Source organism: Stenotrophomonas sp. Steno-Z4 (assembly GCF_056393145.1).
In genome coordinates this window covers 539,746-564,286 of the sequence record NZ_JBWJPC010000001.1, presented here as the reverse complement: position 1 = coordinate 564,286, position 24,541 = coordinate 539,746, and the positions used below count along the sequence as shown (strand labels likewise).

The 24,541-nt window shown below is 67.2% G+C and carries 18 protein-coding genes; 9 read left to right on the top strand and 9 right to left on the bottom strand.

Annotated features, from left to right (window positions below; all coding sequences use genetic code 11):
* Window positions 1–475: 475 nt before the first annotated feature.
* Both AC06E7_RS02500 and AC06E7_RS02495 read right to left on the bottom strand, forming a co-directional pair.
* Window positions 476–1,861, bottom strand: coding sequence for a sigma-54-dependent transcriptional regulator (locus AC06E7_RS02500; RefSeq protein ID WP_068853796.1), 1,386 nt, complete (start codon window positions 1,859–1,861; stop codon window positions 476–478).
* Between the two features lie 64 nt (window positions 1,862–1,925).
* The gene (locus AC06E7_RS02495) at window positions 1,926–3,539 is read right to left on the bottom strand and encodes a sensor histidine kinase (protein ID WP_354276294.1); all 1,614 of its coding nucleotides are present in this window, start codon (window positions 3,537–3,539) and stop codon (window positions 1,926–1,928) included.
* 243 nt (window positions 3,540–3,782) lie between these two features.
* Here AC06E7_RS02495 and sucC point away from each other — a divergent pair, with 243 nt between their 5' ends.
* The 4 genes from sucC to AC06E7_RS02475 all read left to right on the top strand — a co-directional run bounded on the left by sucC (window position 3,783) and on the right by AC06E7_RS02475 (window position 8,144).
* A complete protein-coding gene (gene sucC, locus AC06E7_RS02490) occupies window positions 3,783–4,952 on the top strand; it encodes an ADP-forming succinate--CoA ligase subunit beta (protein WP_068853794.1) in 1,170 nt (389 codons plus the stop codon).
* A 21-nt stretch (window positions 4,953–4,973) separates the two neighbouring features.
* Entirely contained in the window at window positions 4,974–5,849 is an 876-nt protein-coding gene (gene sucD / locus AC06E7_RS02485) for a succinate--CoA ligase subunit alpha (protein WP_093533719.1), read from the top strand.
* A 148-nt stretch (window positions 5,850–5,997) separates the two neighbouring features.
* The gene (locus AC06E7_RS02480) at window positions 5,998–7,632 is read left to right on the top strand and encodes an NAD+ synthase (RefSeq protein ID WP_478062823.1); all 1,635 of its coding nucleotides are present in this window, start codon (window positions 5,998–6,000) and stop codon (window positions 7,630–7,632) included.
* A 65-nt stretch (window positions 7,633–7,697) separates the two neighbouring features.
* On the top strand, window positions 7,698–8,144 hold the full coding sequence (locus AC06E7_RS02475) for a hypothetical protein (protein WP_478062822.1): 447 nt from the start codon (window positions 7,698–7,700) through the stop codon (window positions 8,142–8,144).
* A gap of 69 nt (window positions 8,145–8,213) precedes the next feature.
* Here AC06E7_RS02475 and AC06E7_RS02470 read toward each other — a convergent pair whose 3' ends face one another.
* Window positions 8,214–9,098, bottom strand: a complete 885-nt coding sequence (locus tag AC06E7_RS02470) for an outer membrane protein assembly factor BamD (protein ID WP_068853791.1) — start codon at window positions 9,096–9,098, stop codon at window positions 8,214–8,216.
* A gap of 116 nt (window positions 9,099–9,214) precedes the next feature.
* Here AC06E7_RS02470 and rluD point away from each other — a divergent pair, with 116 nt between their 5' ends.
* Together rluD and pgeF are read left to right on the top strand one after the other, a co-directional pair.
* Window positions 9,215–10,210, top strand: coding sequence for a 23S rRNA pseudouridine(1911/1915/1917) synthase RluD (gene rluD, locus AC06E7_RS02465; protein WP_068853790.1), 996 nt, complete (start codon window positions 9,215–9,217; stop codon window positions 10,208–10,210).
* Between the two features lie 11 nt (window positions 10,211–10,221).
* Window positions 10,222–11,019 carry a peptidoglycan editing factor PgeF gene (gene pgeF, locus AC06E7_RS02460; RefSeq protein ID WP_478062820.1) on the top strand — a complete coding sequence of 266 codons (798 nt, stop codon included), beginning with the start codon at window positions 10,222–10,224 and terminating at the stop codon, window positions 11,017–11,019.
* Between the two features lie 47 nt (window positions 11,020–11,066).
* Here the strand turns inward: pgeF and AC06E7_RS02455 are convergent, their stop codons facing one another.
* From AC06E7_RS02455 to AC06E7_RS02435, 5 genes are all read right to left on the bottom strand, one after another.
* Window positions 11,067–12,335 carry an OmpA family protein gene (locus tag AC06E7_RS02455; protein WP_478062818.1) on the bottom strand — a complete coding sequence of 423 codons (1,269 nt, stop codon included), beginning with the start codon at window positions 12,333–12,335 and terminating at the stop codon, window positions 11,067–11,069.
* 297 nt (window positions 12,336–12,632) lie between these two features.
* Window positions 12,633–14,000 carry an alpha,alpha-trehalose-phosphate synthase (UDP-forming) gene (gene otsA, locus AC06E7_RS02450; RefSeq protein WP_184126722.1) on the bottom strand — a complete coding sequence of 456 codons (1,368 nt, stop codon included), beginning with the start codon at window positions 13,998–14,000 and terminating at the stop codon, window positions 12,633–12,635.
* A complete protein-coding gene (locus AC06E7_RS02445) occupies window positions 13,997–15,778 on the bottom strand; it encodes a glycoside hydrolase family 15 protein (protein WP_068853786.1) in 1,782 nt (593 codons plus the stop codon). The genes otsA and AC06E7_RS02445 overlap by 4 nt, the downstream gene beginning before the upstream one ends.
* 21 nt (window positions 15,779–15,799) lie before the next feature.
* Complete coding sequence (otsB, locus tag AC06E7_RS02440; protein ID WP_478062816.1) at window positions 15,800–16,576, bottom strand: trehalose-phosphatase; 777 nt, start codon at window positions 16,574–16,576, stop codon at window positions 15,800–15,802.
* A 100-nt stretch (window positions 16,577–16,676) separates the two neighbouring features.
* Window positions 16,677–19,124, bottom strand: a complete 2,448-nt coding sequence (locus AC06E7_RS02435; protein ID WP_478062814.1) for a TonB-dependent receptor plug domain-containing protein — start codon at window positions 19,122–19,124, stop codon at window positions 16,677–16,679.
* A 262-nt stretch (window positions 19,125–19,386) separates the two neighbouring features.
* On the opposite strand from AC06E7_RS02435, the gene AC06E7_RS02430 reads away from it, so the two are divergent.
* The 3 genes from AC06E7_RS02430 to AC06E7_RS02420 all read left to right on the top strand — a co-directional run bounded on the left by AC06E7_RS02430 (window position 19,387) and on the right by AC06E7_RS02420 (window position 23,575).
* Entirely contained in the window at window positions 19,387–19,863 is a 477-nt protein-coding gene (locus AC06E7_RS02430; RefSeq protein WP_478062813.1) for a DUF3574 domain-containing protein, read from the top strand.
* Between the two features lie 116 nt (window positions 19,864–19,979).
* Complete coding sequence (locus AC06E7_RS02425) at window positions 19,980–21,701, top strand: thiamine pyrophosphate-dependent enzyme (protein ID WP_478062811.1); 1,722 nt, start codon at window positions 19,980–19,982, stop codon at window positions 21,699–21,701.
* A gap of 275 nt (window positions 21,702–21,976) precedes the next feature.
* On the top strand, window positions 21,977–23,575 hold the full coding sequence (locus tag AC06E7_RS02420; RefSeq protein ID WP_478062810.1) for a SulP family inorganic anion transporter: 1,599 nt from the start codon (window positions 21,977–21,979) through the stop codon (window positions 23,573–23,575).
* 98 nt (window positions 23,576–23,673) lie between these two features.
* Here the strand turns inward: AC06E7_RS02420 and AC06E7_RS02415 are convergent, their stop codons facing one another.
* Window positions 23,674–24,384, bottom strand: coding sequence for a glutathione S-transferase (locus AC06E7_RS02415; RefSeq protein WP_320457570.1), 711 nt, complete (start codon window positions 24,382–24,384; stop codon window positions 23,674–23,676).
* Between the last annotated feature and the right edge of the window lie 157 nt (window positions 24,385–24,541).

The following is a 24,541-nucleotide window of genomic DNA, read 5'->3' as shown; positions in this document are numbered from 1 at the left end:
GGAAAAATCTCCCTTGCCATTGCGGCAAGGGAGCCGGGAGGTTCGAATCCGTGGTCGATCGTACGGCGGGCGTATTTCCCCGGTTAAAGGGTCTTGTATTAGCCACCCTCCCGACATGGGACGTCCATAATTTTGATCGACCTTGGAGATTCGAAGCTCCGTCGCCACCATGCGCCGTGGTGGGGACGGTCGCCAATCGATTCTGTCTGTTGGTTTTGCCGGGTTTGATAGGCGTTGCCAACAGGTTGTCGCTAGCGGCCCGGGTGGGGGCGGTAGTGCGACGGCGGTGCGGTTTTGTTGGGGTGTTGGCGACAGGGAATCCAGCGTTACGTGGGACACGCATGGCGTGTCGCTACGCGGGTTTGCGCCTGTAGCGACACGCCGTGCGTGTCCAGCGGGATGTCTGGTGAAGCGGTCCCGTGAGCGGTTGGGTTGGTCGGCGCGTCTCAGCCACGCAGGGCGTGGCTCTACGGGTTCAATCCATTCCCAGCTTTTTCAGCTTGTACCGCAACGCGCGGAACGTGATCCCCAACTGTGCGGCTGTCCGCGTCTTGTTCCAGCGGTTCTCTTCCAGCGCCTTCTGAATCGCGGTGCGTTCCATCTGCTCGATATAAGAAGGCAGCGCGCCGCTGCCCGCCGGCAGATCCACCACCGCTTCTTCATGAGCCGCCACGGGAGCTCCACCATGCCGAGGCACACCCTGTTGCGGCAACCGAAGATCGCTCGCCCCGATGGTGTCACCCTCGGCCAACGCCAACGCACGCTCCAGGATGTTCTCCAGCTCGCGCACGTTGCCCGGGAAGTGATACGTGCCCATCGCTTCCAGCGCCGACGGCGCCAGCAACGGCGTAGGCCGCCCATGCGTACGGGCCAACCGGGCCAGGATCGAAGCTGCCAGCTGCGGCAGATCACTACGGCGCTCGCGCAGCGGCGGCACGCGCAGTTCGATCACGTTGATGCGGTAATACAGGTCGTGGCGGAAGCGCCCATCTTCCACCAGGTCGCCCAGATCCTTGTGGGTGGCAGAAAGAATGCGCACATCCACCGGCACTTCGGTGGCCGCGCCCACCGGGCGGATCGACTTTTCCTGGATCGCACGCAGCAGCTTCACCTGCATCTGCAGCGGCAGTTCGGCCACTTCATCCAGGAACAGGGTGCCGCCATGTGCGGCCTGGAACAGGCCCGGCTTGTCGGCATGGGCGCCGCTGAAGCTGCCCTTCTTGTGCCCGAAGAACTCGCTTTCCATCAGTTCCGATGGAATGGCGCCGCAGTTCACCGGCACGAACGGGCCGGCCGCACGTGCGCTCTGGCCGTGGATGGTGCGGGCCACCAGCTCCTTGCCCACGCCCGATTCGCCCAGGATGTACACCGGTGCCTGGCTGCGGGCGACCTTGGTGATGGTGGCGCGCAGGCCATCCATCGCCGCCGATTCGCCCAGCAGGCGCGCGGTGGTGTCGCTGGTCAGCGGCGGCGGGGCAGGGCGTTCGGTATTGTTGAGTTCCAGCGCATGCTTGACCAGCCCGCGCAGCACCGAGATGTCCACCGGCTTGCTGACGAAATCGAACGCGCCGGCCTTCAACGCTTCCACCGCCAAGTCCATGCTGCCGAACGCGGTGATCATCGCCACCGGGGTGCGCGGGTAGTGCTGGGCGATTTCAGTGACCAGCTCGATGCCGTTGCCGTCGGGCAGCCGCATGTCGGTGATGCACAGGTCGTAGGGGTTGCTGGCCAGCAGCTCGCGCGCTTCGGCGAGGTTGGCCGCGGTGCTGATGCGCAGGCCCATGCGGCCCAGGGTCAGTACCAGCAGTTCGCGGATGTCGCGTTCGTCGTCGACGACGAGGGCGCTGCGGTTTTCGTTCATATGGGGGAAAGATAGCCGAGTGCGGTTGAAAACGACAAACTATTGACGCCTGCAGGGTAGCGCGTCATTGCGGCCGCATGGTGTGCGGCCCGGGCAGCACCAACCGGAAGCAGGCACCGCCGGCGGGCACCGAGACGTACTCCAGGCTTGCCTGGTTGCCCTTGCACAGCTCACGGGCGATATACAGACCCAGCCCGGTGCCATGTTCGGAGGTGGTGTAGAACGGGCGGAACAGCTGGCTGGCCACCGATTCGGGAATGCCCGGGCCCCGGTCCATCACGTCGATCACCGCATTGCGGTCCTGCCGGGCCACACGCAGGCGTACGCGGGCCGGGTCCTGGCCGGTGCGGCCGTACTTCAAGGCGTTGTGGACCAGCACGGTGAGGATCTGGTGCAGGTGGCGCGGGTCCACCAGCCCATGCACGGAAGACTCGCTGATGATCGGCTCGATGCTGTCGGTTTCCAGCGTGAGGCTCTGCTTGTACTCCAGCACGAAGCGGCGCACGAAGGCGGCCAGGTCCAGGTTTTCCGGGTTGGCCCGCTCGCGCCGGGCCAGGCCCAGCACGCTTTCCACGATGCCGTTGGTGCGCTGGCACTGCTGGTGGATGATCTGCAGCAGGCGGCGGTCGGTATCGCCAATGGCGGTGGATTCCTCCAGCAGCTGGGCGGCGTAGTTGATGGCTGCCAGCGGGTTGCGGATCTCATGGGCCAGGCTGGCGGAGAACCGGCCCATGGCCGAGAGCGTGAGCGATTCGGCGCGGCGCGAGACCACGGTGGAATCGTCCAGGAACACCAGGGTCAGGTCGCTGCCGGCCAGCAGGCGGGCAAAGCGCGGCTGCACTTCAGGCTGGTCGGGCGAGAGCTGCAGGGGGGTTTCTTCGTTGGTCCAGCCATTTCGCCAGCGCTGCAGGCGGCGGCTCAGGTCGGGCGCGGCGCTGCCCAGTTCCAGCAGGCCGCTGCCGCTGTTGCCGTCGTTGTCGCCGATCAGGGTGGCGGCGGCCTCATTGGCCAGGGTGATGCGGTTGGCACCATCGACCACCAGCACGCCGGTGCGCATGCGGCGGATGATCAGTTCGTTGATCTCGAACAGGTTGGCCACTTCGGCGCCGCGCTGGTTGGCCAACTGCTGGTTGCGGCGGGCGCGGTTGCCCACCTGGTAGCTGACGAAGGCCAGCGCCAGGAAGCTGGTGATGAACATGGCCAGTTCGGCCAGGGTGCGGTTGGGCTCGCCGTTCTCGAGCAGGTTCCAGACGTATTCGCCGGCGGTGGCGGCGCTGGCGGTGAGGGCCAGGCTCAGGCCCAGCGACAACGGCAGCAGGGTGGCCGCAGCGGCGATGTTGAACAGCAGGGCCATGGAAAGGCCGGCGCTGGCGCCGGGCAGGGCGTGGGCCAGCAGCACGGTGGCGATGATGTCGATGAGCACGCTGCCCACCACGATCGGGCGCAGCCAGCGCTCGTTGCGGCCGGCCACCAGGATCAGCAGCGACAGCGCCAGGTAACTGCCGCTGACCACCGCAGCCAGCCGCGGGTGGGTGGATTCGCCCACCATCCCATTCAACGGGCTGAACAGCAGGGCGGCGATGACCGCTGCGATCAGGACCCGGTAGAGGGCGAAAAAGTACAGCTCCCGCTTCGGCATGGACTCGATGCGGTCGATCAATGAAGCACTGGGTGACACGCCGGAACTCCCCTTCTGGCTGGGCCCAGTATAGGCATAGGTTTGGGCCCCGAACCGCGCATTCTGACCATTCCCGACCCACCCCCGGGGGGGCGGCCCGGGCGCAACTGCCTGAATGAAGGTGGAAATCTCCCCCTCTTCACGCCCGGGGCCCGGTTTCTTTGCGCCGCGCCGCCGGGTCGTCCACAATAGTGGGCCCGCCGCGGTCCGTGCGTGCGGTCGTTCCTATTCCCACGGTGACGCATGAATTTCCACGAATACCAGTCAAAACAGCTGCTTGCCGAGTACGGCATTCCCGTCCCGGCCGGCAAGGTCGCGGCAACCCCCGATGAAGCCGTCGCAGCTGCCAACTCCTTGGGCCAGGGCCCCTGGATGGTGAAGGCGCAGATCCATGCGGGCGGTCGCGGCAAGGCTGGCGGCGTCAAGTTCTGCAAGACCACCGATGACGTCAAGGCCGCTGCGGCCAAGATGCTCGGCACCAAGATGGCCACCTACCAGACCGCTGGCGTTGAACTGCCGGTCAACCTGGTGCTGGTGACCACCGCCGGTGAGATCGTCAAGGAGCTGTACCTGTCGGTGCTGGTTGACCGTGGCACCAAGACCATCACCTACATCGCTTCTTCGGAAGGCGGCGTGGAGATCGAGCAGGTCGCTGCTGAAACCCCGGAGCTGATCCACTCGCTCAACGTTGATTTCGTTGAAGGCGTGCAGGGTTACCACGGCCGCGATTTCGGCTTCAAGCTCGGCCTGACCGCCAAGCAGGCCGGCCAGTTCGCCAGCATCATGGTGAACCTGTACAAGCTGTTCAACGAAAAGGACCTGGCGCTGGTTGAAATCAACCCGCTGGCCATCCTGGACGACGGCAACCTGTACGCGCTGGACGGCAAGTTCGACAGCGACGACAACGCCGCGTTCCGTCAGAAGGCCCTGGTCGCCATGCGCGACAAGACCCAGGAAGACGAAACCGAAGTGACCGCTTCGGAGCTGGACATCAACTACGTCACCATGGACGGCAACATCGGCTGCATGGTCAACGGCGCCGGCCTGGCCATGGCCACCATGGACGTCATCAAGCTCAACGGCGGCGAGCCGGCGAACTTCCTGGACGTGGGCGGCGGTGCGAACAAGCAGCGCGTCATCGAAGCGTTCAAGCTGATCCTGTCTTCGGACAAGGTCGAAGGCATCTTCGTCAACATCTTCGGCGGCATCGTCCGCTGCGACATGATTGCCGAAGGCATCATCGCCGCCGTGAAGGAAGTGGGCGTCAAGGTTCCGGTCGTGGTGCGCCTGGAAGGCACCAACGTGGAAGAAGGCAAGCAGCTGCTGCGTGACAGCGGCATGGCCATCATCCCGGCCGACAACATCAACGACGGTGCCAAGAAGGTCGTTGAAGCTGTCAAGAACGCCGCCTGATCCGACACCGAAGGAATAACAATGTCTGTTTTGATCAATAAGAACACCAAGGTGATCGTGCAGGGCTTCACCGGCCAGCAGGGTACCTTCCACGCCACTCAGATGATCGAGTACGGCACCCAGGTTGTTGGCGGCGTGACCCCGGGCAAGGGCGGCACGACCCACATCGACCTGCCGGTCTTCAACACCGTTGCCGACGCCGTGCAGGCCACTGGCGCCAACGCTTCGGTCATCTACGTGCCGCCGCCGTACGCGGCTGACGCGATCCTGGAAGCTGCGGCTGCCGGCATCAAGGTCATCGTGTGCATCACCGAAGGCATTCCGGTGCTGGACATGCTGCGCGTGAAGAACGTGCTGACCCGTTCGCATCCGGACACCGTCCTGATCGGGCCGAACTGCCCCGGCGTGATCACCCCGGGCGAGTGCAAGATCGGCATCATGCCGGGCCACATCCACAAGCCGGGCAAGATCGGCATCGTGTCGCGTTCGGGCACCCTGACCTATGAAGCGGTCAAGCAGACCACGGAAGTGGGCCTGGGCCAGTCGACCTGCATCGGTATCGGTGGCGACCCGATCAACGGCCTGAACTTCGTTGACTGCCTCAAGCTGTTCAACGAAGACCCGCAGACCGAAGGCATCATCATGGTCGGCGAAATCGGCGGCGACGCCGAGGAAGCCGGTGCGGAGTACATCAAGAACCACGTGAAGAAGCCGGTGGTCGGCTTCATCGCGGGCGCTTCGGCGCCGGCCGGCAAGCGCATGGGCCACGCCGGTGCGATCGCATCGGGCGGCAAGGGCACCGCTGAAGGCAAGTTCGCCGCCATGGAAGCTGCCGGTGTGGTCACCGTCCGCTCGCCGGGCGACCTGGGCGCTGCCATCGCCAAGCTGGTGAAATAAGCGCGCCAGCCGCTACGCGGCTGACAACGCGTAGCGCCGACTGTTAGTCGGCAAAAGAAAAGCCGCCCCAAGGGGCGGCTTTTCTGCTTTTGCAGTCCGCCGAACCACCAGCGCTACAATGGGCCATCGCAATCACAGGCTTCACCCCATGACGTCGATCCGCATCGCGATGGCCCAGTTCGATTTTCCGGTGGGCGCGGTCGCGCAGAACACCGACAACATCATCGCGATGATCGCCGAGGCGCGCGATGAGTTCGGCGCCGAGCTGGTGGTGTTCCCGGAGCTGGCCATCAGCGGCTACCCGCCCGAAGACCTGCTGCTGCGCCCGCGCTTCCTGTACGACTGCCAGGTGGCCATGGGCCGGATCGCCGAATCCACGCACGGCATCACCGCGGTGGTTGGCTGGCCCGAGGCCACCGGGGCAGTGGTCTACAACGCTGCCAGCGTGCTGCGCGACGGCGAGGTGCTGCACACCTACCGCAAGCGCGAACTGCCCAACTACGCGGTGTTCGACGAACGCCGTTACTTCGATATCGACCCCGGTGGCGGCAGCTGCGTGTTCGAGCTGAAGGGCGTACCGGTCGGCGTGCTGGTCTGCGAAGACCTGTGGTTCCCCGAACCGCTGGCCGATACCGTGCGCAGCGGTGCCGAGCTGGTGGTGATCCCCAATGCGTCCCCATACGAACGCGGCAAGCATGCCCAGCGCGATGCGCTGCTGGCCGAACGCACCCGCGAAACCGGCGCGGCGCTGCTGTACGTCAACATGGTGGGCGGGCAGGACGCGCTGACTTTCGATGGCGCCTCGGTCGTGGCCGATGGCGATGGCACCGTGCACCCGGCTGCGGCGGCGTTCACCGACCAGTGGCTGGTGGTGGACTACGACACCGAAAGCCGCCGTTTCCTGCCGCGCGAGTGGATGGACGATGGCGACGAAAGCATGGATGCGCTGGCCTGGCGCGCGGTGACCCGCGGCATCCGCGATTACTGCGGCAAGAACGGCTTCAAGAAGGTGTGGTTGGGGCTGTCCGGCGGCATCGATTCGGCGCTGGTGCTGGCGATGGCGGTGGATGCGCTGGGCGCGGACAACGTCACCGCGGTACGGCTGCCCTCGCGCTACACGGCTGACATGTCCAACGACCTGGCCGCCGAGCAGTGCCGCGCGCTGGGCGTGAAGCTCGAAGCAGTATCGATCGAGCCGGTGTTCGAAGGCCTGATGACCGCGCTGGGCCCGATGTTCGAGGGCCAGCCGGCGGATGTGACCGAGGAGAACCTGCAGTCGCGCGCGCGCGGGGTGATCCTGATGGCGCTGTCCAACAAGTTCGGCGGGCTGCTGCTCACCACCGGCAACAAGAGCGAATACGCGGTCGGCTACGCCACCATCTACGGCGACATGTGCGGTGGCTACGCGCCGCTGAAGGACCTGTACAAGACGGAGGTGTTTGGCCTGTCCAAGTGGCGCAACACCGTGGGCGGCGCGCCGGTGATCCCGCCGGCGGTGATCGCGCGGCCGCCGTCGGCCGAACTTCGTGCCAACCAGACCGACCAGGATTCGCTGCCGGCCTACGACGTGCTGGACGGCATCCTGTACCGCTACGTGGACCAGGAGCAGTCGCGCGAGGAGATCGTCGCGGCCGGTTACGCCGCCGACGTGGTGGACCGCGTGCTGCGGCTGGTGCGCACCAGCGAGTGGAAGCGCCACCAGGCCGCCCCGGGCCCGAAGGTGTCGCGCCGCGCGTTCGGCCGCGAACGCCGCTACCCGATCAGCAACGGATACAAGGGCTGAGCGAAACCCGGAAGCGCGGGCAGGGCGGGCGGGTGATGCTGGGCGATTCCCCCAGGAGCTGCCCCATGATCTGTTTACCCCCCTGCACGCGTCCGGCCGATGTCCCACGTAACGCGGTGACGACGGCATTCGCCGCACGGCCGGAGCCGTGCCAGGTCCGTAACCATCCGCCGCTGCAGGCACCGGCCGTCGTGCGGCCCGTGGACTACGACATGGGTGCCTGCCTCAGGCAGGCACCGGCCGGTACTACGCACATCACCTCGCTCTTCAACCGGCGCCAGGAAAGCCTGCCCGTTGAACAGCGCGGGCGATTCCAGGTGATGCCCACGCAGCTTCCTTCGCTGCAGGCGGGCCCGCGTTCGATCCTGAAGCCCTCGCTCCCTGCGCGCGACTACCACGGCGCATCCTCCGCGCCGTCAATACCCCGGGTGACGCTCAGTGCCTGGTCCACGGAGAAGGATTGCCATGGCCGGATAACCCCGGTGCCGACCCGCGGCGTAGCTGGGCTCTAACCGCCCAACCCCGAAAACAAAAAAGGGTCCCGCAAGGGACCCTTTTTCTGTTTCAGCACCGCGCTGGGATCAGCGGCGATTCATCGTGGCGTTGCGCTGGCCGGTGCTGGCGGACTTCTCGCCGGCGAACGGGTTCAGCTTGCGGATCATCCACGGGTACTTCGGCCAGTTGCCCTGCAGCCACGGGTGCTCGGGCTGGTTCAGCTCCAGCACGCGGCGGGCGTCGTCGGCCAGGGTCTTGTTGCCCAGGTGGGTGTAGGCCTCGCCCAGGGCGGCCACGGCGTCGTACTGGAACGCGCTCTGCGGGTAGGTATCCAGCAGGTAGTTGGCGCGGCCGGCGGCGGAGACGTAGGCCTCGCGGCGCAGGTAGTACAGCGCGTTGTCCAGCTCATGCTGGGCGAACACGTCGCGCAGCTCCAGCATCCGGCTGCGTGCATCGGCAGCGTAGCGGCTGTTGGGGTAACGCTCGACCACGATGTTGAAGTCGGCATAGGCCTGGCGCGGCGTGGACAGGTCGCGGCGGCTCGGGTCCAGCGACCACACGCGGCGCAGGAACACCGTGTTGCGGTTGCTGTTGGCCAGGCCACGCAGGTAGTACATGTAGGCGATGTTGCGGTGGGTCGGGTAGGTGCGGATGAAGCGGTCGATGCTCGACACCGCGTCATCGTGCTTGCCGGCCTTGTACTGGGCGTAGGCGGTTTCGATCATCGCCTGCTCGGTGTACGGGCCGTACGGGTACTGGGCGATCAGGCGGCGGAAGGTGGCTTCGGCGCCACTCCAGTTGCCCTTCTGCATCAGGCCGTGGCTCTTGTCGTAGATCGTTTCGACAGGCTGGCCTTCTTCCGGGTTGTCACCCTTGGCGCCACGGTGGCAGCCGGTGGAAACGAGGGCCAGGACCAGCATCAGGGCCGCGGTGCGGACGGGCGCGGACAGCAGGGAAGAGCGTCGGATCATGGGGTCAGGGCGGGACGCGGCTGGAATACGAAGGGTCGATGATAGCCTAGTGGCCTGTCCTGCGACTGAAACTGGTCGCCGGGACCCCCAATTTGTCTTCCTGCGGTGTGCTCCCCATGTCCGATAACGCTTCTGAAACCGAATCCACCCGTCAGGCCGTCGTGCCCGATACCGCCGCCGGGCGGCGCTTTGACGCCGTGCTGGCTGACCTGTTCCCCGAATTCTCCCGCTCCAAGCTGAGCGAGTGGATCAAGTCCGGGGATGTGCTGCTGGACGGCGAACCCGTGCGCGGGCGCGACCCGGTCCGCGGCGGCGAGGTGGCCAGCCTGCATGTCGTGCTCGACACCCAGACCCACGCCGAGCCCGAGGACATCCCGCTGGACATCCTGTACGAGGATGAACACGTTTATGTGATCAACAAGCCGGTCGGCCTGGTGGTCCACCCCGGTGCGGGCAACCCCACCGGCACCCTGGTCAACGCGCTGCTGTTCCGCGACCCGGGCCTGTCGGTGCTGCCGCGCGCGGGCATCGTGCACCGCCTGGACAAGGACACCAGCGGCGTGATGGTGGTGGCCCGCACCATCCAGGCGCAGACCGCGCTGGTGGAGCAGCTGGCCGCGCGCAACGTCCACCGCCAGTACCTGGCGGTGGTGGTGGGCGCGCTGGTCTCCGGCGGTACCGCCGATGCGCCGATCGACCGCCACCCGCGCGACCGCATCCGCATGGCGGTGCGCGAGGACGGCAAGGACGCGGTGACCCATTACCGCCTTCGCGAACGCTTCCGCGCCCACACCGCGCTGGAGTGCCGCCTGGAAACCGGGCGTACCCACCAGATCCGCGTGCACATGGCGCACCTCAAGCACGCCATCGTGGGCGATTCGCTGTACGGCGGCGCGCTGAAGCTGCCCAAGGGCGCCACCGACGAGCTGGTCGCGCAGCTGCGCGGCTTCAAGCGCCAGGCGCTGCATGCTGAAACGCTGGAGTTCGCCCACCCGATCACCGGTGAGCCGATCCGCAACAGCGCGCCGCTGCCGGCCGACATGGTGGCGCTGCTGGACGCGCTGCGTGAAGACACCAAGCGGTTCACCGAGCTGGAACGCGGTCGCCGCTGATGGCTGCGCCCGTGGCCCCTGATTCGCCGCACGCCGCTCTGCTGCCGGTGCTGGCCGCCGACTGGGCGGCCGCGCCCGGGGTGCATGCGCTGACCACCTTGCGCCACGGCGCAGGCGGTTCGAAGGCGCCATTTGACCAGTTCAACATGGGCAACCGCACCGCCGCCGACGGCGACGACCCGGACCAGGTGGCGCGCAACCGCGCGCTGCTGCAGGCCGGGCTGGGCCTGCCCTCGGCACCCCACTGGCTGCGCCAGGTGCATGGCACGGGGGTGCTGCGGTTTGATGCGCCGCCCGTGGAGGGCGGCATTGACGCCGAACCCACCGCCGATGCGGCGGTGACCTCGGTGCCCGGGGTGGTGCTGGCGATCCTGACCGCCGACTGCCTGCCGGTGGTGCTGGCCGCGCGCGATGGCCGCGAGATCGGGGCCGCCCATGCCGGTTGGCGTGGCTTGGCCGACGGCATGCTGGAAGCCACCGTGGCGGCGATGCATACGCCGCCGGGCGGGTTGCAGGCGTGGCTGGGGCCTGCGGCCGGGCCGGCCGAGTACGAGATCGGGGCGGACGTGTTCGCGGCGTTCGTGGACCTGGATGCGGGGGCGGCGGACGCCTTCGTGGCCACCCGCCCGGGGCATTGGAAGGTGGATCTGTACGCGCTGGCGCGGCGGCGGCTGGTGGCGGCCGGGGTGGACCCGGGCGAAATCAGTGGTGGGCAGCTGAGCACGATTGCCGAGCCGGCTCGGTTCTATTCGCATCGGCGGGATCGACGGACGGGGCGGATGGCGACGTTGGCGTGGATGGCGCCATAAGCCCCGACGCGTAACCGGTACCGGTGGCCGGCATGCGGACGCGCACGTCACCGAAGAACGCTGTATTCAATCCGACGATTGCGATCCCGCCCGCTCTCCAACCGGTTGTCCGCCACCGGATGCTCTTCGCCATAACCACGCGGCTCCAGCGCACTGGCCGGCACCCCCAGCGCCTGCAGTTCCGCCACCACCACATCCGCGCGTTGCTGGCTCAGTTGCAGGTTGGTTTCGGCAGCCCCCAGGCTGTCGGTATGCCCGCCTACTTCGAGGCGCACACCGGGCCCGGCGGCCAGGATCGCCTGCGCACTGGCCCGCAGCATGTCGCGCCCGTCGGCCCGCAGCACCGGCGACTTGTGCTCGAACCCGACCTTGCCCTGGTTCAACGCCGCCACCAGTGCGTGCGGTTCGGGCTGGGCCGGCAGCTGCGCCAGCGCGATCCGGCCCGCATCCCACAGCCCGCTCACCTGCAGGTGGCCAAACGCGCGGCGCAGGGTATTGGACACGGCGATCCGGTCCCCTTCCGGCAGCCGGGTCATGTCCACGTGCAGCGCGTCGCCGGTAAATGACAGCGAAAGCCCGGGATGGCGCAGCACCGGGGCCAATGTCACCAGCCGGTCCAGCCAGCGCGGGGCCTGTGCCTGTGGGTCACGCAGGATGTCACCGGTGACCCCGCCCTGGCCGTACTGGGCCACCAGCGCGCTCCATACCCGGCGGCGGTCGGCCTCGCCTGGCAGGCGGCCGCGTACGTCGATCACGCCGCCGCTGTTCACCAGCGACAGCCGGGGCGGGTGCTGCTGGTCGGCATAGGTCGGCGCGGCACCGGTACTCAGCCGGGTCTTCTGGTGGATCCAGCCGGTCAGGCACAGCAGCACGCCGGCAACCATCACCCACAGCAGCCCGCGCGCGGCGGTGCCGCGTACCAGGCGCAGGGTGGGGCTGCGCGGCGCCGCCTGCTTCACGGGATGGGGCGCCTGCGCGCTGCGGGCTTCCTGCTCCAGGACATCCAGCAGACCGGGCAGCAGGTCGGAGGCCACCACCGCGAACATGCCGGTGGGGAACGCGGCCCGCCGCGCCAGCACGGCCAGCTCTTCGCGGCCGATCACGCACTCCAGCTGGCTGGCCAGCAGCCGCGAAGGCCGTTCATCACCGGGAAAACGGCTGCCCAGGCCCACGGCATCGAAACGACGGCGCAGGCCATGGATGCCGCCCGGCAGGCCGCGGATGTAATCGACCAGCACGTCCACCAGGTTGCGCGCGCGGTGGCCAAGGCCCATGTGCAGGGCGGTGTCTTCGATGAAGCGATCCAGCAGTGACATCAATCCGATTCCCGGTTCCAGCCCCTGCGGCATGCACGGGCGTTGCGGGAGTCAATGTCGGACCGGCCTGTCAACGAAAAATGAAAGTTGCGCGCGCCGCAGGTTGCGAATCGGTCGCAGTTTCCGACGATTTAGGAGGCCTATCGAAATGGCACGCTTCGCTTATCGGGATTTTCACGGCGGGACGTGCAGAAAACGACACACTCCTAAAACGAGCGCATCAAAGCGGATGATGCGCATGGCGGGGGCGAGTTCAGGCCAGAAGCGACAGCTTTCTGGCCCGACAACATGTCGTAATCAGCCGTTTTCCAGTGCTTCCAGATAGCTCTGGCGCCAGTGGTTGATGTCATGGGCGCGCAGGTGATCCATCATCGCCTGCCAGCGCTCCACGCGTTTGCGCAGCGGCATGGTGGCGGCGGTGGCGATGGCATCGGCCACGCCATCCAGGTCGTGCGGATTCACCAGCAACGCCTGCTTCATTTCGTCGGCCGCGCCGGCCAGCAGCGACAGCACCAGCACACCGGGGTTTTCCGGGTCCTGCGAGGCCACGTACTCCTTGGCCACCAAGTTCATGCCATCGCGCAGCGGAGTGACCAGGCCGACGGCAGCGGCGCGATAGAAGCCGGTGAGGGTGGCGTGCGCGAAGTTCTGGTTCACGTAGCGCAGCGGGGTCCAGTCCGGTTCGGCAAAGCCGCCGTTGATGTGGCCGGCGATCTGTTCCAGCTGGCTGCGCAGCTGCCGGTACTCGGTGACATCGCCGCGCGATACCGGGGCGATCTGCAGGTAGGTGAGGCTGCCACGCTGGTCGGGGTGGCGCTGCAGGTAGCGCTCGAAACCCTGGAAGCGTTCGGGCAGGCCCTTGGAGTAGTCCAGCCGGTCCACGCCGATCGCCAGCTGGCGGTCGCGCAGGCTGTTGCGCAGGTCGCGCACGGCCGGCTTGTTGGCACCGGCCTTGGCCTGGCGTTCGATGTGCGCGGTATCGATGCCGATCGGGAACGCGGCGGCGCGGAAACGGCGCCCGCCGGGGGCTTCCAGCAGGCCATCGGGCAGCACCTTGCCGCCGGCGAACAGGCGCACGTAGGACTGGAAGCGGTCGGCGTCGCGCTGGGTCTGGAAGCCGACCAGGTCGTAGGCGTACAGGCTGGAGAACAGCCGCAGGTGGTCGGGCATGGCCTGCAGCAGGTCGGCCGAGGGCATCGGCACGTGCAGGAAGAAGCCGATGCGGCAGCCGATGCCACGTTCGCGCAGCAGCGAGGCCAGCGGGATGAGGTGGTAATCGTGGATCCACACGATGTCGTCTTCGCGCAGCAGCGGCGCCAGCTTTTCGGCGAACAGCGCGTTGACCCGGCGGTAGGTCTCGCGGGTGGCGCGGTCATAGTCCACCAGGTCCAGCCGGAAGTGCAGCAGCGGCCACAGGGTGCGGTTGGCGAAGCCGTTGTAGTAGCCGTCGACGTCGCGCTTGTTCAGGTCCATGGTGACGTAGCGGATGTCACCCTCGGTCTGCTCGTGCAGCTCGCCGCTGTCATCGCGTACGGATTTGCCGCTCCAGCCGAACCACAGCCCACCGCGTTCCTTCAGCGCGGCCAGCAGTCCCACCGCAAGCCCACCCGGGGCGGCCACGCCGGGCGCGGCCACGCGGTTGGACACCACGACAAGGCGGCTCATGAGGCCTCCTGCCAGCTGCGCGACAGCCGCATGGCGGCGGTCACCAGGCCCACGTGCGAATAGGTCTGCGGGAAGTTGCCCCAGGCCTCGCCATTGTCGAAGGCCAGGTCTTCGGAGAGCAGGCCCAGGTGGTTGCGGCGCTCGAGCAGCATTTCGAACATCTCGCGCGCTTCGTCCAGGCGGCCGATGGCAGCCAATGCGTCGATGTACCAGAACGTGCAGATGGTGAAGCTGGTTTCCGGCTCGCCGAAATCATCCGGTGCCACGTAGCGGTACAGCGCGTTGCCGTGCTTGAGGTCACGGCCGATGGCCTCGACGGTGGCGACGAAACGCGCATCGTCGGCGGCAATGAAGCCGATGTCGGCCAGCAGCAGCAGCGAGGCATCCAGGCGGTGGCCGCCATAGGTGTCGGTGAAGTGGCCCAGCTCGTCGCTCCAGGACTCGCGCAGGATGCGGGCGTGGATGGTGTTGGCGCGGTCGCGCCAATACTCGGCGCGGTGGTCAAGCTTCAGGCGCACGGCGATCTTGCACAGGCGGTCGCAGGCGGCCCAGCACATCGCGCTGGTGTAGGTATGCACTTCGGTGCGGCCGCGGAATTCCCACAGGCCGGCGTCGGGCACGTCGTGCAGGGCGAAGGCCTGTTCGCCCAGCGGTTCCAGCCGCGCGAAGGTGTGGGCGTCGCCGGGGTCCTGCAGGCGGCGGTCGAAGAACAGCTGGGTGGAGGCGAGGACCACGCTGCCGTACACATCGTGCTGGCGCTGCACCCAGGCCAGGTTGCCGCGCCGCACCGGGCCCATGCCACGGTAGCCATCGAGGGAGGCCACTTCGCTTTCTTCCAGCTTGGCCTCGAAGCCGATGCCGTACAGCGGCTGCAGGCTGCCATCGCCGGTGGCGAGATTGAAGATGTAGCCCAGGAACTGTTCCATCGTGCGGGTGGCACCGAGGCGGTTGAGCGCGCGCACCACGAAGGCGGCATCGCGCAGCCAGCAGTAGCGGTAATCCCAGTTGCGGATACTGCCGGGCGCCTCGGGAATGGAGGTGGTCATGGCGGCGATGATGGCGCCACTGTCTTCGTACTGGCACAGCTTCAGGGTGATCGCACTGCGGATCACCGCGTCCTGCCATTCCAGCGGAATGGACAGATAGCGCACCCATTCGCGCCAGTAATCGCGCGTGCGCTGGAAGGATTCCTGCACATAGCCGCTGAGCGAGCGGTTCAGCGATTCGTCCACGCCCAGCACCAGGTGCACCGGGTGGCTGAGCACGAACGGCAGCTCATCGCGCACGAAGCGCAGCGGCACGTCGGTGGTCAGGCGCAGCACGTGGTCGGGCAGCACCCAGCGGATGTGGTTGCTGCCCCAGGTGGCCTCGGGCACGCGCGCGCCCCAGTCCGCCAGCGGGCGGGCGCGCACGATGATGCGCGGGTTGCCGCCCAGCGGGCGCACCTGGCGGATCAGGCTGACCGGCCGGTAGAAACGATCGTTCTGGCGCCAGCGCGGGGCGAAGTCGATGATTTCCAGCGAGCCGCCGTGCTTGTCGTGCAGCACGGTGCGCAGGATGGCGGTGTTGGTCAGGTAGCTCTGTTCGCTGCTGACCATGTCTTCCAGTTCAATGGCGAAATCGCCACCGACCTGCTGGTTGGGCTGCAGCAGTGCGCAGAAGGTGGGGTCGCCGTCGAAGGTGGGCAGGCAGCTCCACACGACGCGCGCGTGGCGGTCGATCAGCGCGCCGAAGCTGCCGTTGCCGACCACGCCAAGGTCCAGGTTGGAATCAGTCATGGGTGGGGGTCTCTGGGTACATCAGTCAGCATTTTCCTGCAGCCAGCGGTGTACGTCGCGCACACGCGGCAGGGCGAAGACCGCGGCACTGGGCTCGCGTTCGCCCACCAGCACGCTCCAGCCATGCAGGGTGTTGGCGGCATCGAAGCCGTACTCGTCGGTCAGGTCGTCGCCCAGGAACACGGGAATGCGGCCGCGGAAGGGCTGCTGCTGCATGAGCTGGCGGATCGCGCGGCCCTTGTCGCTGCCTTCGGGAATGAATTCCACCACGTGGTCGCCGGGCTGCAGCCGGTACCCGGTGTTGCCGCTGATGTGGCGTTCGGCGAACGCACGCACTTCGTTGGCGGCATGCGGCGCGCCACGCCAATGCAGGGCCAGGCTGCGGCCTTTGTCTTCGACCAGCACACCGGGATGGCCATGCGCGAACCGCATGGCCTGCTGGTGCACGGCGTGCAGCCATTCGCTGGTGTCGCTGTCAGTGGCGCTGCCGGTGCGGCCGTCAACGGCATGGGTGTCACCGCCCATGCCACGCACCTGGTGGCCGTGGAGCCCAGCGGCGGGCAGGTGCAGTGGCGCGAACAGGCGGTCCAGCTGGGCCAGCGGTCGCCCGCTGATCAGGGCAACCGCACCGTCGAGCCGGTCGCTGATGCGGCCGATGGCCTCGCGCACCTCGGGCAGCAGGGTGACGGCCTCGGGGTCGTCGGCAAATTCAATGAGGGTGCCATCCACGTCCAGGAACAGCGCGCACGCATTGTCCAGCAGTGGTGGCGGCGGACGGAGGGGGTAGTCGTTGGCCATGCTGCCAACATGCCACCGGAAGCGTGATCGTCCAGTAGACGATCACGCTTCCATTCAAACGCGCCCGGTAGCGCCGGGCCCTGCCTGGCGGTAGCAATGATCAGAACGTGTAACGAACGCGCCCGTAATAATAGGCACCATTGCTGCCAATCGGCGACAGCACGTCATACGGCAGGTTGCCGAAGTAATAGATGTCCTCGTTGGACAGATCCGAATAATTGTCGGTCAGGTTCTGCCCACCCAGCGCCACGCTCCACTGCGGCGTGATCCGGTACTCCACCTCGGCATCCAGCTGCCACTCGGCGCCATAGGTCTGCCGCGGCACATACCCATCGCCGAAGTTGAACACCCGGGTCACGCTGCCGTAACGACTCAGGCGGCTGCTCAGCGTCCAGCGGTCGTTGGCCCAGGTCGCCGCCAGCTGCGCCCGCGTGCGCGGCGTGGCATCGGTCAGGGTGTTGGTCTCTTCCAGGCCGAACAGCACGTAGTCCGGGTCCAGCGCCAACAGGCTCGCCGGCGTGGCCAGCACGTTCTTCAACGTGGTCTTGTTGTAGGCGTAGGTGCCGGTCAGCACCAGTTCCCCATCGCCCAGCCCTTGCCGCCAATTGGTCACCAGCTCGGCGCCGCGCGTGCGGGTATCGGCGGCGTTGACGAAGAAATTGGCGCTCTGCAGTCCGGCCACGCCGAACTGCTGCTGCACGTAATCGGTGAGCGCATCGCCGGTGATGCTCTCCGACAGCGCGATGCGGTCATCGATATCGATCTGGTAGAAGTCCAGCGACAGGTCGAAGTGATCGCCGATGCGGCTGGTGAAGCCCAGGCTGGTGTTGACTGACTTTTCCGGCTTCAGGTCGGTAGCGCCCAGACCGCGCGCGATCGGGTTGTTCACCGACAGCGTGCGGCCCTGCACGAGCTGGCCGGCGGCGTTGTAACCGGTGGAGGTGGATTCATAACCGATCTGCGCCAGCGACGGCGCGCGGAAGTTGTTGGAGATCGCGCCACGCAGTGCGAACGCCGGGGTGAACTCATAGCGCAGGCCCAGCTTGCCGGTGAGCTCGCCGCCGTAATCGTCGCTGTGCTCGTAGCGTGCGGCCAGGTCGCTGGAGAAGTGTTCGCCGAATTGGCTGGACAGGCTGGCATACGCACTGGTCACGTCGCGGCTGAGCGAGGTGGCGTCCTGCGGGCTCAGCCCACCACCGGCCTGCGAGCCGGTCGGGCGATCGGTGTAGGGGCCGGCGGCGTAGCTGGCGGGGTCACCGGGGCGGGTCTGGAAGTGGTCGCGGCGCGCTTCCAGGCCCAGGCCGAGGCTGTGGGTGTTGTCGCCCTGCGTGAACACCCGGCCGAGGTCGAAGTTGCCCACGGTCAGTTCATTGCGGTAATCGCCGGTCTTGAACCGGGTCGGGCTGCCCGGGCCCAGCGAGGCGTTGAGCGAGTTGCGCAGGCGGTAGGTGAAGTCATTGAAGCCGTAATCCAGGCTGGCGTCGTAGTTCCACTCGCCCCACTGGCCCTTGGCCCCGGCCACGGCCTGCACGTCGCGGTTCTCGCCTTCGGAAACCGGGCGGTAGCCGTTGGGGTACAGCTCGGTCCAGTTGGCGTCGCTGTCGGGGTAACGGAAGTAGTTGGCGCCTTCGCTGTCGCGCTGGTTGAAGGTGCTGAAGAAGTAGAACTTCGAGGTTTCACCGAACGGCAGTTCGGTGTTGATCCAGGCGTTGAGGTCCTTGGTCTTGCCATCGCCGAGCACGTAGTTGCGCTGGCCCTGCAGGGCCAGGTTGGCATCGGTCTGGTCCCACGGCGGAATCTGGTCGAAGCCGGCGCGGTTGGTGCCTTCGCGGTTCTTCAGCTCCAGGCCCACGCGCAGGAAGCCGCCGTCTTCGCCCAGCGCGGTGCCGACCTTGGCGCTGGCGAAGCTGGTCTGGCCATCGGTGAGCGTGCGGTCGATCGGCTTGAGGTCGGTGTGGTTGGCACCGAAGCTGGCTTCGATGGCGCCGCCTTCCGGGGCGTCATCCAGGATCACGTTGATCACACCGGCCACCGCATCCGAGCCGTAGAGCGCACCGGCGCCGTCGCGCAGCACTTCGATGCGCTTGATGGCGCTGACCGGGATGGAGTTGAAGTCCACCGGGGTGGTGCCCTTGCCGATCTTGCTGTCGGTGTTCACCAGCGCGCTGGTGTGGCGGCGCTTGCCGTTCACCAGCACCAGCACCTGGTCGGGCGACAGCCCGCGCAGCTGGGCGGCGCGCACGTGGTCGGCACCGCCGGAGTTGGACTGGCGCGGAAAGTTGAACGAAGGCAGCAGCGCCTGCAGCGCGCTGCCCAGCTCGCCATTGACCACGCCGGCGCGGCGGATGTCCTCGGCGGTGAGCACGTCCACCGGCGAGGTCGATTCGAGCACGGTGCGGTCGATGGCGCGGGTACCGGTGACGATCACCGTGTCCAGCGTAGTGGCGGAGGCGGGCGCGTCCTGCGCATGGAGGTCCTGGGCCAGCAGGGGAGAGGACAGGACCAGGGCAATGGCGAGGCCAAGGCGCGACGCGGACGGACGGGACATGCGGGCTCCAGCAGCAAAACGGGGGGGGGGGGGAGGGTGGTGCCGGGCGCTGCCCAGCTGGTCCCAGATGAAACTATTGTTCCATCCGGATGAAGCGATATATTATCTTGGCGTGAACCCCACCTGTGATGCAAGTCCCAATACAGACGGCTATCAGCAGATAACCGGAGGTGATCAGCATCGACCCCGGACTCTGTCCATCACGTAGCGGCACGCCATGCGTGTCCCACGGAACCCTCGCAACACCCGGAGCCCCTGCACCATGAAGCTTTCCCCCCTCCTGCTGGCCGCCTTGCTCGCCCTCGGCGGCTGCGCCACCGCTACCCCGACCCCGCGCGCCCCCGAATCGGCCACCGCCACCCTCCAGGGCGACGCCGCCCGTCCGGACGCGGCGACCAACTGGGTGCGCAGCGAGCTGTACTTCGGCGTGGGCGAGGAGAGCGGTGCCTCTGATCGCAAGCAGACCGATGCAATCAGCGAGGCGCAGTGGCGCGACTTCCTGGACAAGCAGGTCACCCCCCGCTTCCCGGATGGCCTGACCGTGTTCGATGCCTACGGCCAGTGGCTGTTCCGCGGTGCGAAAGAGCCCAACCGCCTGCGTACCAAGGTGCTGGTGGTGCTGCACGAAAATACCCCGCAGCGCCGCGCGGACATCGAGGCGATCCGCCTGGCATGGAAGCAGGCGACGAAGCACCAGTCGGTGCTGTGGTCGCAGCAGGCGGTGGACGTGTCGTTCTGACCGCGTACCGACCAACGGTCGGTACCTACCTTGGTATGAATCGGCGTGCATTCGCACGCCGATGTCACCTGCGCGGGTCTAGGCTCGAACTTCCCCCAGAGCGTGGAAGTGCCGCCATGAGCAAGCGCGTTGCCGAAATCGTCGTCGATACCCTGCAGGCCGCCGGTGTGCGGCACTGTTACGGCATCGTCGGCGACACCCTCAACCATGTCACCGATGCGATCCATCGCAGTGACATCGACTGGGTGCACGTGCGCCATGAAGAGGCTGCCGCGTTCGCGGCCGGTGCGGATTCGCTGATCAGTGGCCAGCTCACTGCGTGCGCGGGCTCCTGCGGCCCGGGTGGGCTGCATTTCATCAACGGCATCTTCGAGGCCAACCGCAACCGCACGCCGCTGGTGCTGATCGCCAGCCAGGTGATCACCACCGAGCTGGGCATGGAGTTCCCGCAGGAAGTCGACTTCAAGGCGGTGTACGCCAGCTGCAGCGTGTTCTGCGAGCAGGTGTACACCCCGGCGCAGGCGCGGCGGATGGCGACCCTGGCCTGCCAGGCGGCGATCAGCCGGCGCGGCGTGGCGGTGCTGATCCTGCCGGCCGACATTGCTGAAGCCGAGGTCAAGGACGATCAGCCGTTTTCCGTGCACTACACCCAGCCAGTGCTGCGCCCCAACGACGACGAACTGCAGCGCATCGCGGCGCTGATCGGCGCGGGCAAGCGCATCGGCATTTATGCCGGTGCCGGCTGCGAGCACGCGCACGATCAACTTGTCGCGCTGGCCGCGCACCTGAAGGCGCCGATCGCGCACACCTCGCGGGCCAAGGATTTCGTGGAGCATGACAACCCGTACAACATGGGCATGACCGGCATCTTCGGGATCGAGTCGGGCTACCACACGCTGATGGCGTGCGACACGCTGCTGCTGCTCGGCGCCGATTTCGCCTGGGGCCAGTACTATCCGGACAAGGCGACGTTGATCCAGGTCGACCGCGATGGCAGCCACCTGGGCAGGCGCCACCCGGTGCATCTGGGCGTGGTGGGCGACATCGGCCCGACCCTGGAGGCGCTGCTGCCGCTGCTGCCGGAGCGCGAGGACCGCAGCTTCCTGGACGAATGCATCGGCCACCGCGAGAAGGCGCTGGAGACCCGCGCGAAGGAGGAGCACCCGGGCGAGGGCGAGCTGATCCATCCGCAGCATCTCACCGCGCTGCTCGACCGGCATGGCGATGACGATGCGCTGTTTACCGCCGACTGCGGTTCGCCGATGGTGTGGATCCTGCGCCATATCCGCACCAATGGTCGCCGCCGCACGCTGACCAGCCTGCTGCATGGCACGATGGCCAATGCCCTGCCGCAGGCGCTGGGCCTGCAGAAGGCGTTCCCGGGCCGACAGGTGATCGCGATGTGCGGCGATGGCGGCATCGCGATGCTGCTCGGCGAGCTGCTCACCGCCGTGCAGGAGAACCTGCCGATCAAGGTGGTGGTCTACAACAACAGCTCGTTGAACTTCGTCGAGCTGGAGCAGAAGGTGCAGGGTCTGCTGGATAACTACACCGACCTGAAGAACCCCGATTTCGGCCGCCTGGCCGAGGTGATCGGCTTCTACGGTCGCACCGTGACCCGCAGCGAAGACCTGGAGCAGGCGGTGCAGGACCTGTTGGCCCACCCCGGCCCGGCGCTGCTGGACGTGCACACCAGCCCGACCGAGCTGGTGATGCCGCCGCAGGTGGAGGTCAAGCAGGTGGCCGGTACCGCCTTGTATGCGGCCAAGGCGCTGCTGCACGGGCGGGTAGGGGACGTGCGCGACCTGTTGGCGAACAATTTCCTCAACAAGCCGTAAGGGTGTCTGACGAACGTCACGACCAACGGTCGTGACCTACCGGCCAACGGCGGTCGCCCGCCGGTAGGTACCGACCGTTGGTCGGTACGGGCACAGGGCGGTCGCCCCGCCGGTAGGTACCGACCGTTGGTCGGTACGGGCACATGGCGGTCGCCCGGCCGGTAGGTACCGACCGTTGGTCGGTACGGGGCGCGCCCCGGTGTTCCACGCATGCGTCTGTCGCCGGGCGCAATGAACGCCTACCATCGGGTACCCCCCACCCCGTGCCCGCTCGCATGCCTGCATCCGCTCCTGTCTCCGGACGCCCCCGCTGGTTCGTCGCCGGCGATCTCAACGGCTTCTTCGGCCTGGTGGTCGACAACCTGTCGATCCTGGGCTTCATCGCGATGGCGCTGGTCGGCATCTTCCAGTTCCCCGCCGACGTGGTGTTCGGGCGCATGTTCCCCGGCACCGCCTTCGGCGTGCTGGTCGGCAACGTGCTCTACACCTGGATGGCGCGGCGGCTGGCCGCGCGCACCGGGCGCGATGACGTCACCGCGATGCCGCTCGGCCTGGATGCGCCGACCAGCATCGGCATGGCGCTGCTGGTGCTGGGCCCGGCGTTCCTGGCCTTCAAGGCGCAGGGGCTGGCTCCGCACGATGCGGCCATTGCCACCTGGCAGCTGGGCATGGCCTCACTGGTGATCATGGGCGTGCTCAAGACCGTGCTGTCCTTCTTCGGCGAGGCGGTAACCCGCGCGCTGCCACGCGCTTCGCTGCTGGGCTCCATCGCCGGCATCGCGATCGTGCTGATGGGTTTCCTGCCGCTGCTGGAAACGCTGCGCTCGCCGGTGGTCGGCTTCGTCACGCTGGGCCTGCTGCTGTACGTGCTGGTGGCCAAGCGCAAGCTGCCGATCCGCGCGCCGGGCGTGCTGGTGGCGTTCGTGTTCGGCACGGTGCTGTATTACGGGCTCGGCCTGGCCGGGCTGGGTGCACCGGGCTTCAAGGTGCCCGAGTGGACCCCGCTGCAGATGGTGCTGCCGTGGCCGACGCTGGGCTTCATCGATGGCCTGCCCACGGCCATCACTTACCTGCCGCTGCTGCTGCCGTTCGGCCTGCTGATGGTGGTGGGCGGCATCAACGTCTCCGAAAGCGCACGCGCGGCCGGCGATGACTACCGCACCCGCGACATCCTTCTGGTGGAGGCGGTGGCCACGCTGGTGGCCGGCCTGTGCGGTGGCGTGGCGCAGACCACGCCGTACATCGGCCAGCCGGCGTACAAGCACATGGGCGCGCGCAGCGGCTACACGCTGCTGACCGGCCTGTTCGTGGGCATCGGCGGCATGCTGGGGGTGATTTCCGGGTTGGTGCAGTGGCTGCCGCTGGCGGTGCTGGCGCCGATCATCGTGTACGTGGCCATCGACATCACCACCCAGGCGTTCCAGGCCACCCCGCGCGAGCATGCCGGTGCGATGGTGCTGGGGTTCCTGCCGTCGGTGGCCTACCTGCTGGCGATCAAGGCGCCGGGCTGGATCCCGCCGGCGCAGCTGGTGGCGATGACCACCACGCTCGACGGGCATGGGCTGCCGGAGCTGGCGGTGATCTTCACCCTGGGCAATGGCTTCATCATCACCTCGATGCTGTGGATTGCCGCGGTGGTGGCGATGATCGACGGGCGGCTGCTGCGCTCGTCGGGGATCCTGCTGGTGGCCGCGGCGCTTACCCTGTTCGGGCTGATCCATTCGGTGGACCCGCGCGGTGGGATCTACCTGCCGTGGACGTTGGAAGGCTTGCCGGAACAGATCATGTGGCAGTTCGCGGGCGCGTATGTGGCGCTGGCGGCGCTGCTGGGCCTGTTGTCGCTGCAGAAAGGCAATCACGACCAACGGTCGTGATCTACCGGCGGGTCACCACCCGTCGAGCCCCGGTAGGTCACGACCGTTGGTCGTGACACAGATGCCGGTAGGTCACGACCGTTGGTCGTGACCGGACCTCAATCCTCGCCATCCAACTCCGGGTAATGCCGGAAAATGCCGTTGGTGTTGAACGCCAACCGGCGTTCCGAGGCCAGGTATGCGGCGATGTTCGGTCGCCGTTCCACCCGGTCCTTCAGTGCATGCAACAGCGGCAGCGACGGCCGCAGTGCCTGCATGCGGCGTGGAAACATGTAGTCCAGCCCGCTCAGCAGCTGGAACAGCGACAGGTCCACGTAGGAATGCTCGCGCAGCGGGTGCAGGCCGCCATTGGCCTCCAGCACGCTTTCGAACCAGCCGAGGAACTTCGGCAGCCGCTCGCCGCGCATCGACGCCGCGCGGGCCTTCGCTTCCTTTTTCTGATCCTCGTAATACTGCGAGGCCGCAATCGGGTGGTGGGTGTCGTGGATCTCCGCGACCAGGTCGGCGATGGTCAGCTGCAGCTGCAATGCCTGCACCCGGCGTGAGGCGGCTTCGGGTACCAGCCCCAGCTCCGGCCCCAGATGATCGAGGATCGTGCCCACCTGCGCGATCACCTGCCGCCCACTGACCAGGAACGGCGGCGCGAACGGGCGCAACCCCTCGGCCTTGCCGTCCAGGAACGGCTGCATCACCTCGTCGCCGTGCACCCGCGCCATGTCTGTATAGGAGGCGCCAGCATCTTCCAGCGCCAGCCGGATGAACTCGCCCCGGCCCTGGATGCCGGTCCAGTAGTACAGCTCGTAATGCATGCGCACGCTCCGCGACAGGAGCGCCCAGCCTCCGGCCTGCGCTGCCAAGCAGGCGTGATGGCGATGTCGCTGCCACGTCGTCCGGCCCCTGAATGCGTTCTCATCCCCCCTTGAAACACGCCTGCATAACCGCATCTGTCAGATAGTGCTGGCTCGG